The following is a 14175-nucleotide window of genomic DNA, read 5'->3' as shown; positions in this document are numbered from 1 at the left end:
GGATCCGAATTCCGCGGATTTGCGAAATCCAACCTGAATACGAGACACCGACTCGACCGCGGTAGCTCTCCGGCGCGGCGGGGCCAGGCGCTCGAACCGATTCGATCCGCGAGTTTCCGGGATCCGCCGCCCTCCCGGTACCCTGATCGCATGGCCGAGATCGAGCAGCAGTCCGCCCCCGGATCCGAGTGGTGGCGCACCGCCGTCATCTATCAGATCTACCCGCGCTCCTTCGCCGACGCGAACGGCGACGGCATCGGCGATCTGCCCGGCATCACCTCCCGGCTGGATGCGCTGCAGGAGCTCGGCGTCGACGCGATCTGGCTGAGCCCGTTCATGCCCAGTCCGCAGAAAGATGCGGGCTACGACGTCTCGGACTACCGCGGAGTGGATCCGCTGTTCGGCACGCTCGAGGACTTCGACGCGATGCTCGCCGCAGCGCACGCCCGCAGCATCCGCGTGATCGTCGACCTCGTGCCGAACCACTCGTCCGACCAGCACCGCTGGTTCCAGGAGGCGCTGAAGGCCGCCCCGGGCAGCCCCGAGCGCGCCCGCTACATCTTCCGCGACGGCAAGGGCGAGCACGGCGAGCTGCCGCCCAACAACTGGCAGAGCGTGTTCGGCGGCGGCATGTGGACCCGCGTGACCGAGGCCGACGGCACGCCCGGCCAGTGGTACCTGCACATCTTCGACACCAGCCAGCCCGACTTCGACTGGACGAACGAGGAGGTGCGCGAGGAGTTCCGCGGCGTGCTGCGGTTCTGGCTCGACCGCGGTGTCGACGGCTTCCGGGTGGATGTCGCGCACGGCATGATCAAGAAGGCGGGGCTGCCCGACTACACGCCCGACGAGGGCGCCGACTCCATGGGCGGCGACCAGGAGGACGTGCCGTACTGGGGCCAGCCCGGCGTGCACGAGATCTACCGCGACTGGCACGATGTGCTCGCCGCCTACGACGGCGACCGCGCCCTGTGCGCCGAGGCATGGATGCCCACGCTCGACCAGATCGCGCTCTGGGTGCGCCCCGATGAGATGAACCAGGCGTTCAACTTCAACTACCTGATGACGCCGTGGAACGCCGAAGAGCTGCGCACCGTGATCCGCGACTCCCTCGACGCGTTCGGCGCGGTCGGCGCGCCGAGCACCTGGGTGCTGTCCAACCACGACGTGGTGCGCCACGCCTCGCGCCTGGCGCTCACATGGGACAACCCGCAGGGCGACGGCATCGGTCCGCGGGACGAGCCCAAGCCCGACCGCGCGGTCGGACTCGCCCGCGCCCGCGCCGCGAGCACGGTGATGCTGTCGCTGCCCGGATCCGCCTACCTGTACCAGGGCGAGGAGCTGGGCCTGCCGGAGGCCATGGAGATCCCCGACGAGTTCCGGCAGGATCCGACCTGGTTCCGCACGAGCGGCGAGCGCTACGGGCGCGACGGCTGCCGGGTGCCGCTGCCGTGGAGCGGCACCGCACCGTCGTACGGCTTCAACGACACCGGCGCCTCGTGGCTGCCGCAGCCGGCGGAGTGGGCGGAGCACGCGCGCGCCGCCGAGGAGGGCGATGACGGCTCCACGCTGGAGCTGTACAAGACGCTGCTCGGACTGCGCAAGGAGCGCGGGCTCGGATCCGGATCCCTCGTGTGGGAGGACCTCGGATCCGACGCGGTCGCGTTCCGGCGCGGCGACCTGCACGTTGCGGCGAACCTCGGCGAGGCACCCCTGCCGCTCCCCGCGGGTGCCGCGGTCGTGGTGCACAGCGCACCGGGCTCCGGGACCGTGCTGCCGCCGAACGCGGCGGCCTGGTACACGATCGGCTGAGCCCGCTCCTTGCGGCGGACCGCCCTTCTGGCGCGCCCCTGTGGCCGACTCCGGAGCCGGCCCCGGGCCGTTCCCGACCGCGAGACTGCAACCCTGTTGCGAGACTGCACGATTGTCGCGCAGTCTCGCGACTCAGTTGCAGTCTCGCGGATGCGCGCTCCCGGCCTCGGTCACGGCGCCGCAGACCTGCGCCCTCAGGCGGGCTCGACCGCGCCCATCGGCGGCTCGGCGGGGCCGACCGGCCCCGAGCCGATCGGGCCGACCTCGACGAGCACGCGGGAGCGGCGCCGGTGCGCCACCGCCGTGATGAGCTGCACCCCGAGCGTCACCGCGAGCACGATGCCCGACAGCAGCAGGAGCTGATCCGGCAGGGCGCCCTCGGCGAGCGCGAGTCCGCCGAGCGCGCTGCCCAGTGCGCTGCCCAGCATCATGGCGCTGTTGTTGAGCGCGAGCACGAGGGCGGCGACCGCCGGCGGCACCATCGTGGCGAGCCTGGTCTGCGCCGCCACGCCCGATCCACCGTTGAAGAACGCGCAGACCAGGAACCAGGCGAGCCCGGCGACGGCTCCGGCGATGCCGGGCAGCATGAGCCCCGCCCAGCCGAGCAGCGCGGCGGCGAGTACCGTGGCGACGATGACGGTGAGCACGGCGACCGGACCCCGGCGGTCGGTCACGCGCCCCGAGACGATGTTGCCGACCAGGCTCACGATGCCGTAGCCGAACAGCGCGCCGATGATCGGGTACCCCTCGCCGATCCGCGGACCCAGGATGAGCGTGGCGTAGGTGAAGCAGAGATAACTCGCGCACATGAGGCCCATCGGCACCAGCAGCACGGCCAGGATCGCCGGGCGCGTAAGAGGGCTCAGCGCCTGGCGCAGCGACAGCGGCGGCAGATGCAGCGATCGCACCTTGATGAGGATCCCCACGAGCGCGGCGGCCCCGACGCCGACCACGAGGAACAGCGGGATCCGCCAGTCGGTCTGTCCGATCACCAGCCCGACGGGCACGCCGAGGGCGGTCGCGAACAGGAACCCGCCCATCACGAGCGAGAGTGCGCGGCCACGGTACTGCTCGGGAGTGCGCGCGATGACGTAGGAGCCGATCACGGCGTTCAGCAGCGCACCCCCGAGCGCGGAGATCACCCGGCCGCTCATCGCCCAGAAGTAGGTCGGTGCGAGCCCCACCATCAGGTTGCCGAGCACGAAGACGCCGAGGGACAGCACGATCGTCGCCTTGCGCTCCCACCGCCCGGTGAGTGCACCGAGCACGGGCCCGGCGATCGCGCCGGTCGCCGCGAACACGCTCATGAGCTGGCCGGCGGCCGCCGCATCGACGTCGAGATCGGTCGCGATCTGAGGCAGCAGACCCGCCAGCACATAGCCGTCGATCCCCATCGAGAAGGTCGCGACGGCGAGCCAGATCAGCGCTCCGGGCCGGAAGCCGGTGTCGTCAGCAGTCGTTCGCACCAGGTCATCCAACCAGAGCGGATCCGCTCCGCGCTCCCTTTTTGTGAGGATTCCGGACGAATCGTCGGACACTCCGTGGCGTCGGGGAAGCGACGATCAACTCGCATGCCGGTCTGCAGCAGGCGCTTGCACATGCTGGGTTCGAGTTCGGCGTCGCCACCGGCCGGGTGACCAACCTCCACGAGCAGGCTCGCACGCTGTCGAAGCGTGCGCAGCAAATCGAGCGGAACGTCGTGACGTTCGAGGCCGAGTGGCGTCGCGAACACACCGGCCAGGAGCCGAGCGGTGAGCTGCGCCGTGAATGGGATCAGCGAGCGTCGGCGCACGAACGTCCCCGCAAGCGGCAGTCCGTGGAGCACCCGGAACAGAAGTGGATCGACGAGCTGCGCGACGCCGGCCTGCAGGTCGACGGGTTCACCGCCGTCTCTGCTCCGGAGCGCATCACACTCGACGAACTCGACCAGGCCGTGCTCCGCGGCGACGTGCTCGCAGCCGTCGAGCAGCGCCGTTCCGCGTGGTCCGTCGCTGACCTCGAAGGACACATCGGCGTCGCCCTGGGGGAGCGTGGCGTGATCGCCGGCCCGCCGAGATCACCCAGTTCGCGCAGGTCATCGCGGGCGACATTGCACGCACGCTCCCCCTCTTGGAGATCGACGTCGACGGGGAGCTCCCGACATGGGTCCGCCACTTCACCAGCGATCACGTGGTCACCGTGGAGCACCAGCTGCGCGACGCTCTCGACGCGGGCGGCCTGAAGTCTGGACTCCCGTTCGGCAACCCGACCGTCGAGATCGACGGGCTTACGCACGAGCAGGCGCGTTCGCGCGCGCGATCTTCAGCAGGAAGTGGTCGGCGGCCGCGTCCGCTTCACGCTGGCTCGTGCCCACGCGATCAGAACCCGTCACGCGCGGCCGACGCCGAGATCTTCGCCTTCTCCTCGGTGGCGCGGCGGATCTCGTCACGGCACCAGCTCTCCGCAGCGAGAAGCCCGTCACACACGGCGACGACGTGCCGGTTCTTCGGATCCGGCGCCCACCACTCGACGCGGTGCTTCACCATCGTCTCACCCGTCTCACGCAACACCTGCGGCCCCTCGACGATGAGGAACCGCGCGCGGTAGTGGTTGTGCACCGCGAGCCACTGCGAGCGGGCGAGCTGGATCACATGCACGCTCGCACTCTAGCCTCATTCGAATATGTATTCGATGATGTTAACCCATGAACGCGCAAACACTCGAACAGCTCGTGATGCTGTGGATGGTCAACGACATCCCCGCTCGGATGGTCTTCGCGGGGAAGCGCTGGCGCGTCACCGACATGCCGACAAGAATCCGCGACTCGATCTGGTCCGTGCCGATCGAGAAACCGCACCCGCTCTACGGGTGGCGCTTCCAGGGCACCGACGACGCCGGCGAGAGCTACGTCTTCGACGTCTACAAGGGTGAACACGGGTGGCCCGTGCACAACACCTACGCCTGACGCTCCAGAGACACCGCTCCGGAGTAACTGGAGCGGCGTGGGGGGCTTCGAACGTCTGACCATGATGATCGCGCGACCCGTTTGTCCTTCCGTGGAATCGCGCAGAAGTCGATGCCGTCGACGGCTTCGACGATCCTGTGACGTCGACGGCATCAACCAAGAACCACAAAAGGGTTGCTTACATGTGTGCGCCACCGTCGATACGGATCTCGGTGCCGGTGATGAAGGCGCCGTCGTCGGAGATCAGCATCGCGATGACACCGGAGACATCGGCGGGCGTGCCCTGACTTCCATCGTTGAGCCGCGCCTGGAGATTGTTCTCCAGCAGGCTCCAGTCGATGTCGCCCGGAAGGCTGTGCATGATGTTGTTGGTAATTCCGCTTTGGATCCCACCGGGAACGACGTTTACCGCGCGCAGACCCTTCTTCGCGTACTCGATCGCGATCGAGTGTGTGAACGCTGCGATGGCCCCTTTTGTCGCGGCGTAGGCTGCCATGTACGGGTGGGCGAAGAAGGCCGAGGTCGACGCGAAGTTGACGATCACACTGTTAGGCGTGTTGAGCAGGTGAGGAAGCGCTTCGCGGACCATGAGAAACGTTCCCGTCAGGTTGACCTGGACAAGACGGTTCCACCTGTCCAGAGTCATCTGGTGGGTGTGGTCCGCGTACAGGATTCCAGCTGCGTTTACGATTGCGTTCAGTTGCCCGGCGCGCCTGATGATGTCTGCGACGGCGTCCCGTACCGAACTCTCGTCGGCGATGTTGACTTCAGCCAAAAGCAGACGCTGGCGATCTGCGGGTGCGACTTCTTGGCTCAGAGTGTCGAGGTTCGCCGCGCTAAGGTCCATAGCTGCGACGGTGGCTCCTTCTGCAAGCAGCCTCAGGGCGGTGCCCCGGCCGATGCCGGATGCGGCGCCGGTGACGATGATCGTCTTCTGGTCGAGGCGGTTGGGCATATGGTTTCCGTTCATGCGGGGATCGATTCGAGAGAGTCAGGACGCACGGTTATCGGCAGTGCGCCGTTATCCGGGAGTACGTCGATTTGGATTGCCGATGTCGTTGCGTCTGTGGCGTCGACCGTGATGTTGATGATTCCGATGCTGTCGGGTCGGATTGCTGCGAGCAGTCGGCCGTCGTAGCTACTGTGTGTGTGTTGGTCGAATCGCTCGAAGGTTCGTGGGCGTCCGCTGCCGAGGGCGGCGAGCGAGCCGGCGCCGGTCACCGTAACGGAGACAGGTCGGTCTGCGTCGTTGACGAGGTTCCCGTCGGCATCCCGCAGCTCAATCGCGACGAAGACGAGCGCACCGTCTCGTAACGGCGTGGTCGCCTTGTCAGCTCGCGCGTCGATGAGGGTCGGACCTGAAGCGGTGCGGAGCACGGATCGGCCGACTTCGATGCCTCCCTGAAAGGCGACGGCGGTGAGGGTGCCGGGTTCGTACGGGATCTCGAAGTCCGCCACAAGTGCGCGTCTGGTTCCGACGGGGGTCCTTGCGACGACGTGATCGTTGAGTTGCAACTCGATCTCATCGGCGTCGCTATACACCTCGAGGATCATCGGTGAGCCGGTGGGGGCTTTCCAGCTCCAGCTGGAGACGGCGTCGGTCCAGCTCCATTGTCCGAGCGTGAACGCTCGTCCGTGGTTGGCGGGGCGGCGAACTGCGATGTACGGGTCGGTGCGGAGGCCGAAGACGGTTTCTCGGTAGTAGGACATGGGGCGGCGATGCCCGGTGATGTCGAGGTCAGCTGACCAGGAGGTGAGCCAGGGGAATGCGCCGTCGAACGAGTCTTCGTCGGCGTCGCCGGCGTACTTGACCCGGCCGACGCCGACTTCACCGAGGTAGTCCCAGCCGGACCAGGTGAAGTCGCCGATGACGTGCGGGTGTTCGGTGACGAGTTTCCAGTTCCGGTCAATCCGGGAGGGGAAGGTTTCGGTTCCTACGACGATGCGGTTGGGGTGCGCATCCCGCTCCATCTGGTAACGGACGTCGCCGTAGTTCAGCCCGACGATGTCAAGCAACGCGAAGGATTCAGCGGTCGCGGCGGTGACGAGCGGCGAGCCCACGAGCTGGTCCATGAAATCGTCGTCGCTGCCCATGAGCGCGTTGACTCCGCCGTCTGCTGCAGCTGCCTCAAGGCTGGACGCCGCGGCGGCTTCGGATGTTGCGGCTTCGGTGAGAGCGGGCACGTCGCGGAGGACGGACACGAATCCGTTGATGCCGTTGGTGATGAACCTGGTGTCGTCGAGTTCGCGGATTTTCTCTGTCAGTTTGCGTCCCCATTGGCTGGCGACGGCGTGGCCGGTCTCGGGGATCTCGTTGCCAATGGAGTAGATGATGACGCTGGGGTGGTTGAAGTCCACGGCGACCATGGCTTCGACATCGCGTTCCCACCACTCCGGGAACGCGAGGGAGTAGTCGAACGGTGACTTCGAGTCCGCCCACATGTCGAAGGTCTCGTCCATCACCAGCATCCCGAGCCGGTCGCACGCCTCGAGCATGGCGACGCTGATCGGGTTGTGGCTGCTGCGGATCGCGTTAAACCCAGCCTCCTTGAGGAGCTTGATGCGACGCTCTTCCGCGTCGGCGAACGTGGCGGCGCCGAGGATGCCGTTGTCGTGGTGGATGCACGCACCGCGCAGTTTCACGCTGTCGCCGTTGATGCGGAGCCCGTTCTGGGGGTCCAATTGCAGCTTCCTGATGCCGAACGATGTGTGCCGCACTTCGGGGTCATACGAGATCCCTTCGACGGTGGTGCGGGCGACGTAGAGGGCCGGCGTGTCGACGTTCCACAGTCGAGGGTGCGGAACGTACATCCGCTGCCGAATGACGCCAGTGGACTGAGGGAGGGTCGTGACCGGGCTTCTCTCGGCGGCCACGACGTCGCCGTTCGGGGCGAGGATTTCGGTGATCACCGTGGCGGTGCGGGTGAGGGTGCCGGTGTTGTCGAGGCGGGTGGTGACCGCCACGACAGCCCGGTCCTCGTCGACGTCTGGGGTGGTGATGCGCACTCCACCGTGTTCGGCGACGTGGACGCGTTCGGTGACCCAGAGGTGCACTTCGCGGTAGAGACCGGCGCCGGTGTACCACCGGGAGTCGGCGTGGGTGCGGGCGTCGACCCGGATGGTGTTTTCAGCGCCGTATTCGAGGAACCCGTCGAGGGGGACGACGAAGGCGGCGTACCCGTTGGGACGCTGGGCGATGAACGCGCCGTTGACGTAGACCATCGCGTCCCGGTAGACACCTTCGAACTCCAGTGCGACGTGCTTGTCCGCCCAGCCCAGCGGCACGTCGAGCGTAGTGAGGTATTCGAAGGCGCCGTCCGGGAAGAATGCCCCGCCTGCGCCGCTGGGCGCGTCGGCGCGACGTTCGAGGCCGATGATCGCGTCGTGCGGCAACCTGATCGACACGCCGGCGGAGGATTGTCCGTGAACGTCAGCGAAGATGCTGGTCTTCGGCCGGTACGACCAGTTCGAGTTGAAGGGTGAGCGAGTCATTGCTGCCTTTCAGGTGGCGTCCGAAGTTGAGAACGTCGGGTCAGATGGAGGTGGCGGGCAGCCACGAGGATCGGATGCGATCCAGGACATCCATGACCGCGATGCTGTCGGTCAGGGGGTGCAGGGGGTGCTCGGTCAGCCCCGCCGTCACCGCGACCTGCACGGCGCGCAGCATGGGGACGTAGCCGTGCCCTTCCTGTGGGAAGACACGGTCGACGGGCGCATCGAAGGCGTCGCCGAAGTCGCCGGAGTGCCGTCGGAAGCGATCCGTCGCCCAGAACGGTGCGGCCAGAGTCGCCCAGCCGTTTGTGCCGCTGATGGATGCTGTCGGATCGATATATGTCACCATGGAGGCCGCCAGCTGGGCGAAGCGTCCGCCGTCGAACAGGAGGGTGGCATGCAGGGAGAGATCCACGCCGTCCTCGCGTGTGGTTGCGTTGCTCACGATGCCTGCTGGTTCGCCCAGGATGTCGCGGGCGAGGGTAACGGTGTAGATCGCTTGGTCCAGGAGGGTGCTGCTGCCACGGTCGGCGCTCCACGCAGGTGAGTCTTTCGCGCCGAAAGGCAGCCCGAAAGTCGCCCGGACCGAGCTGATGTCCCCGAGCGCACCGCTCGCAACTTCGGCACGCAGCGCGATGTAGGCCGGGCTGAACCGCATCCACATGCCCTCCATCGCGAAACGCTTGTTCGCACGCGCGGCCCGCGCAATGGTGCGCGCCTCTGCCGCATCGACGCCGATCGGCTTCTCAATGAGAACGTGCTTGCCGGCGTCGAGTGCTGCGAGGGCGAACGGGGTGTGCGTGGCGTGGGGGGTTGCGAGGTAGACGATGTCGACGTCGGGCGCGGCTATCAGCTGGTCGAAGGAGACGTAGGCGCGGTCGAACTGCTGCTGCTGCGCGAATGCGTGAGCTTTGCGGACGTCTCTGGACCAGACTGCGGCCCGCCGCGCTCCCTCCACGTGACGGAGGTCGGAGGCGACCGCGTGCGAAACCGTACCGGTCCCGACGACCGCCCATCCGAGCGCGGTGGACTGCGCGTTCACGGGGTCACCGAGAGCGACCCGTCGAGCGGAACGGTGGAGTCGCCACCGATGCCAACGTCGAACGTCGTGGCGTCCTGCACGTACGACGACGTGCCCGCGTTCCAGTAACGCAGCTCCGCTGGAGTGAGTGAGAACTCCACCCGATGGGTCTCTCCCGCCTCCACAAACATCCGGCGGAAGCCCTTCAGCTCCCTGACGGGCCGGGAGGCACTTCCGTACCGTTGGTGGATATACAGCTGAACGACCTCGTCGGCGTCACGATCGCCCACATTGGTGACGTCGACGCTGACCACGGCGGAGGCACCGGGCGCGATCGTTGCTGGTTCGACGGTCAGATTGTCGTACTCGAACGCCGAGTAGGACAGCCCGTACCCGAACGGGTACAGCGGCGCGTTGGTCTCTTCGATGTAGCGCGCGTCCTGCTCGTCAGGCAGGAAGGTGCGGTTGTGCGCGTAGATCAGGGGCACCTGGCCGACGTGCCGCGGCCAGGTGAACGGCAGGCGTCCCGCGGGACTTACATCGCCGAGCAGCACCGATGCGACCGCCTCACCTGCACGACTGCCCGGATACCAGGCTTGCACGATCGCGGGCACGTGCTCATCCGCCCAACGGAGGTCCAGCGCCCGCCCGGAGACGACGACGAGGATCACTTTCGTGCCGGTGGCATGGATGCGCTGCAGCTGCTCGAGTTGGCGACCGGGGAGATCCAGGGTGCTGGTGGACGCCTTCTCACCAATCTGGTTCTGACGCTGCCCGACGACGACGACCGTCACGTCCGACGCCTCCGCCAGAGCAACGGCGCGCTGAAGGGCCGCGTCGTCGTCATGGTCTTCGGGGGTGCGCTCAATGCTGGCATCCGTCACGTCAAACGGCGACGGGTGGACGCGTTCGGGGATCCCGACACCGGCCTCGTAGGAGACATCCGTGGTTCCCAGGGCAGTCCGCAGCCCTTCGAGGACGGTAATGGTCTCGGTGGTGTCGTGGTCGAAGATCCACGGTCCGAGCAGATCCCGGCGGCTGTCAGCGAGGACGCCCACCACGCCGATACGTCCGACCGTGTCGCGGTGGATGGGAAGGGCCGCATTCTCGTTCTTCAGCAGAACGATGGCCTGCTCTGCCGCGGCACGGGAGAGCGTTCGGTGTTCTGTAGCGCCTAGCACGGTGGCGGTGGCTGTCGCGTCCGCGTAAGGGTTCTCGAAGAGCCCCAGACGGAATTTCGCCGTCAGCACGCGGCGCACGGCCTCGTCGAGCGTGGCTTCGTCGACACGACCGTCGGTGACCGCAGCGGGGAGGTTGTCGAACGCGGGATCGAACATGCACATCTCCATGTCGAGTCCGGCGTTGAGTGCTCGCGCGGCCGCATCGGTTTGGTCGGCGGCGAAATGCTGCACCTCGAGCGAGCGGATCGCGTTCGCGTCGGAGACGACGAATCCTTCGAAACCGAGCTGCTCGCGAAGCATCCGGGTCAGCAGGTTCCGGTTGGCCGCTGCGGGGACACCGTTGAGGTCCATGTAGGCGCTCATGATGTTCCCGGCGCCGGCGTCGATCGCGGCCCGGAACGGTGGGAGATAGACGTTCCACAGTTCGTTGTCCGACACCTCGGCGTCGTCGTAGTCGCGGCCACCTCGCGCCGCTCCGTACCCGAGGAAGTGCTTCGGGCCGGCGATGAGGCGATCAACACCGAGGTCCCCCTGGAACCCGCGCACTTGCGCTGCCGCCATCGCTGCCCCGAGGACTGGGTCCTCGCCGGCGCCCTCGATGATGCGTCCCCAGCGGGCATCACGGGCAACATCGATCATGGGGGCAAATGTCCAGTGCACGCCGGCCGCCCGTGCTTCGCGCGCCGCGACAGTCTGCGCGGCTTCCACGATGTCCGCCGACCAGGTCGCGGCCATGGCGATAGGCACCGGGAACGCGGTGCGCCAGCCGTGGACGACATCGAATCCGAACAGCAGCGGAATGCCGAGTCGGCTTTCCTCGACGGCGTAGGTCTGCAGCCGGTTGCTCAACTTCGGATCACGGAGGAACAGCAGCGAGCCAGCCCGCCCGGACCGGATGGCGGCCTCGATGCGTGCGGGCAGTTCGACGTGTACTCGGTACTCAGGGGGCAGTGACTCGATGTCGAAGTCTTCCGGGATGGGTTCGCCGTCTCCGGTGTAGAAGTACTGGGTCAGCTGGCCCGCCTTCTCCTCGACGGTGAGGCGCGACAGCAGATCGGCGACACGATCCTCGATCGGCAGCGAGTCATTCTGATAAGGCAAACGGGTCATCGGGGTTTCCAAAGCATCACGGGAAGGAGGGGCGGAGGTTCGGGACGTGGCCCGTGTCATCGGAGGGTGCCTTCGAGCGCCGCCGCGAGGTCGGTGCGGAGCTCGTCGGATGCGCCTGGGACGTAATCGAGCATGGTTCGCACGGACATTCTGGCTGCCTCGGGATCGGAGCCGTCCAGCGGCACCCCCGGGTAGTGCCGCGCGAATGCTTCGGTGAACCGCTGCCAACCGGCCGGATCGTCAGCCACCTGCCGCAGGGTGGAGTCCAGGCTCAGAGGCAGACGAGTCGACGACAGATCGATCTCATATGTCCAGGTATGGGTACCTGCGTCGACGTGGAGCACCTGCGCGTCGGGGTCGGGGTGCAACGGGAGCGTGACCTCGGCGGTGGTCCCCTCGGGAACGGTCACCTCGACGGTGACCAGGCCGTCTTCGATGCGCCAGGCGATCCGCACGTTGCCGTGACCGGTGGTGTGGGTCAGGTCGGCATGGGTGAGACCGCCGCCCGGCTGGGGCGCGATGCGCATGCGACGGTACCCGGGCTCGATCGCGGCGAGACCGCCGATCGTGCGATGCATCCAGTCGACGACAGCTCCGAGGGCGTAGTGATTCAGTGACGTCATCCCGGACGGGTTGATGCTGCCGTCGGCCCGTACCGAGTCCCACCGCTCCCAGATCGTCGTCGCCCCCATGGTGACCGGGTACAGGAACGAGGGGCAGCGGGTCTCGGTGAGCAGCAGGTACGCCTCCTCGAGGTGGCCGGTCATCGAGAGCGCGTCGGTCACCAGCGGGGTGCCCGCGAAGCCGGTGGAAATCCGGTACCCGGCTCGTGCGACGATGGCGGCCAACCGGTCGCCAGCGTGAGCGTTCTCATGGTCGTTGAGGATGCCGAACGCGATCGCCAGGGCGTAGGCGGTTGCGGTCTCACCAGCGAGGCGGCCCTTGGGCGTGACAAACTCCTCACGGAACGCGTGCCGAACCCGCTGGGCAATCTCCTCGAACTCGGTCGCGTCGGCTTCTCGTCCAAGGATGCGAGCGGTGTCCGCCATCTCCCGTGTGGTTCGGCACAGGTAGGCGCTGGCGACCAGGTGCCGGTCGGTCTTGCCGCCAGCCGGGTTGTCCTCGGGCGCGTCTGGGTCGAGCCAGTCCCCGTACTGGAAGCCGGTGCTCCACAACCCGTCTTCATCCAAAAGGTCTGCGACCTGACGGATGAAGGTGCTCATCGAGTCGTACGAATCCCCCAGGATCGCGGGGTCGCCGTACTCGCGGTACAGGGCCCAGGGCAGGCTGACCGCGACGTCACTCCACAGGGCAGTGGGGGATGAGGGGGTGGAGAGAACATCGGGGACCACCCACGGCACGAAGCCCTTCTCCTGCTGCTCCACCGCGAGGTCGCGCAGCCAGGATCCGAGGACGCCGCGCACGTCGTAAAGGAAGGCGGCGCTGGGGGCGAAGGCGTTGATGTCGCCGGTCCAGCCCAGGCGTTCGTCGCGCTGCGGACAGTCCGTGGGAACGCCGACGAAGTTGTCGCGCATGGACCACACGGCGTTTGAGTGCAGCTGATTGAGCAGCGGATCCGATGTGGTGAGCCATCCTGTGCGCTGCATGTCGGAGTGGATCACGATCGCGCGCAACGATTCGGAGGCGAGGGTGCCAGGCCATCCGCTGACCTCGACGTAGCGGAACCCATGGAAGGTGAACCGGGGCTCCCAGGTCTCAGAGTTTCCGCCGCGGAGAATGTAGCGGTCGGTGTTGGCTGCAGTGCGAAGCGTCTCAACCTCGATCTCCCCGTCGACCATCACTTCCGCGTGGCGGAGGGTGATAGTCGTTCCCCGCTTGCCGTGCACAGTGAGCCGGACCCATCCGGAGATGTTCTGCCCGAAGTCGACGACGGTCCTGCCGGACGCGGTCGTCAGGATCTCGACCGGTGCCAGCTCTTCGATGCGTCGAATGGGGGGCGCCGTCTGCGGGGTGAGTGCAGCGGCGGGCCATTCGAACACGCTCACTGGTCCCCACCCGGCGTCGTCGAATCCGGGAGCATCCCATCCGTCGGGTTCTGCCCGCGCGTCGTAGGTCTCTCCGTCGTAGAGGCTGTTGGCTCCAGTACCGCCGTGGGCGGCGGTGAATGAGGTGTCCGTACCGATCAGTTCGATTCGCCCGTCCGGGTACTCCAGCTCGAGCTCCATCCACGCCGCAGGACGGTCCGAATAGTGGTGTCGCGTGTTCTCCCAGCCCAGCCGGCCCACCGCCCAGCCCTCGCCGAGGACCGCGCCGATGACGTTCTCACCGATGCGGACGCGGTCAGTGACGTCGAACGTGCTGACAGCAAGCCGGTGCCGGTAGGAGGTCCACCCGGGGGCGAGTACCTCATCGCCGACAGCGCCGCCGTTGAGGTGCGGCTCGATGAGGCCGATTGCTGTCGAACGGAGGATCACACGGCAGGGAGCGGCGGACACCAGAAACGACCGCCGCAAGTACGCCGCAGGGTCGCCGACAGATCCATCGGCGACGACGGGGGTGATGAAAGGAGTGGTAGCGCGTGCGCTCATCGGCTGGATGCCCCTCGGTCGGGGGAGCACCTCGATAGTGCGACGTCGGGACTCCCTTATCGAAAC

General features: G+C 67.1%; 10 protein-coding genes. 2 read left to right on the top strand and 8 right to left on the bottom strand.

The features are described from left to right. The first annotated feature begins 150 nt into the window (after window positions 1-150). Window positions 151-1812, top strand: a complete 1662-nt coding sequence (locus ACTJI8_RS08795) for a glycoside hydrolase family 13 protein (protein WP_440733041.1) — start codon at window positions 151-153, stop codon at window positions 1810-1812. A gap of 194 nt (window positions 1813-2006) precedes the next feature. Here the strand turns inward: ACTJI8_RS08795 and ACTJI8_RS08790 are convergent, their stop codons facing one another. From ACTJI8_RS08790 to ACTJI8_RS08780, 3 genes are all read right to left on the bottom strand, one after another. Continuing rightward, the gene (locus tag ACTJI8_RS08790; RefSeq protein ID WP_440733040.1) at window positions 2007-3278 is read right to left on the bottom strand and encodes an MFS transporter; all 1272 of its coding nucleotides are present in this window, start codon (window positions 3276-3278) and stop codon (window positions 2007-2009) included. Continuing rightward, complete coding sequence (locus tag ACTJI8_RS08785; protein ID WP_440733039.1) at window positions 3233-3820, bottom strand: hypothetical protein; 588 nt, start codon at window positions 3818-3820, stop codon at window positions 3233-3235. Before ACTJI8_RS08785 ends, ACTJI8_RS08790 begins: the two co-directional genes overlap by 46 nt. A 349-nt stretch (window positions 3821-4169) precedes the next feature. Beyond that, entirely contained in the window at window positions 4170-4448 is a 279-nt protein-coding gene (locus ACTJI8_RS08780) for a hypothetical protein (RefSeq protein WP_152642121.1), read from the bottom strand. A 47-nt stretch (window positions 4449-4495) separates the two neighbouring features. On the opposite strand from ACTJI8_RS08780, the gene ACTJI8_RS08775 reads away from it, so the two are divergent. After that, window positions 4496-4756 (top strand): hypothetical protein, encoded by a 261-nt coding sequence (locus ACTJI8_RS08775; RefSeq protein WP_440733038.1) that lies wholly within the window; start codon window positions 4496-4498, stop codon window positions 4754-4756. A 178-nt stretch (window positions 4757-4934) separates the two neighbouring features. Here the strand turns inward: ACTJI8_RS08775 and ACTJI8_RS08770 are convergent, their stop codons facing one another. The 5 genes from ACTJI8_RS08770 to ACTJI8_RS08750 form a co-directional block, all read right to left on the bottom strand. Further along, window positions 4935-5726, bottom strand: coding sequence for an SDR family NAD(P)-dependent oxidoreductase (locus ACTJI8_RS08770; RefSeq protein WP_440733037.1), 792 nt, complete (start codon window positions 5724-5726; stop codon window positions 4935-4937). Further along, window positions 5723-8161 carry a glycoside hydrolase family 2 TIM barrel-domain containing protein gene (locus ACTJI8_RS08765; protein ID WP_440733036.1) on the bottom strand — a complete coding sequence of 813 codons (2439 nt, stop codon included), beginning with the start codon at window positions 8159-8161 and terminating at the stop codon, window positions 5723-5725. Before ACTJI8_RS08765 ends, ACTJI8_RS08770 begins: the two co-directional genes overlap by 4 nt. A gap of 127 nt (window positions 8162-8288) precedes the next feature. Beyond that, a complete protein-coding gene (locus ACTJI8_RS08760; RefSeq protein ID WP_440733035.1) occupies window positions 8289-9290 on the bottom strand; it encodes a Gfo/Idh/MocA family protein in 1002 nt (333 codons plus the stop codon). Then, window positions 9287-11620: a glycoside hydrolase family 3 N-terminal domain-containing protein gene (locus ACTJI8_RS08755; protein WP_440733034.1), complete on the bottom strand. Its 2334-nt coding sequence runs from the start codon at window positions 11618-11620 to the stop codon at window positions 9287-9289. Before ACTJI8_RS08755 ends, ACTJI8_RS08760 begins: the two co-directional genes overlap by 4 nt. Continuing rightward, a complete protein-coding gene (locus tag ACTJI8_RS08750; protein ID WP_440733033.1) occupies window positions 11617-14109 on the bottom strand; it encodes a family 78 glycoside hydrolase catalytic domain in 2493 nt (830 codons plus the stop codon). The genes ACTJI8_RS08755 and ACTJI8_RS08750 overlap by 4 nt, the downstream gene beginning before the upstream one ends. Window positions 14110-14175: the final 66 nt, after the last annotated feature.

It is taken from the genome of Microbacterium sp. 22303, from assembly GCF_052045265.1.
Lineage (GTDB): Bacteria > Actinomycetota > Actinomycetes > Actinomycetales > Microbacteriaceae > Microbacterium.
This window is presented reverse-complemented; position numbering and strand designations above follow the sequence as displayed.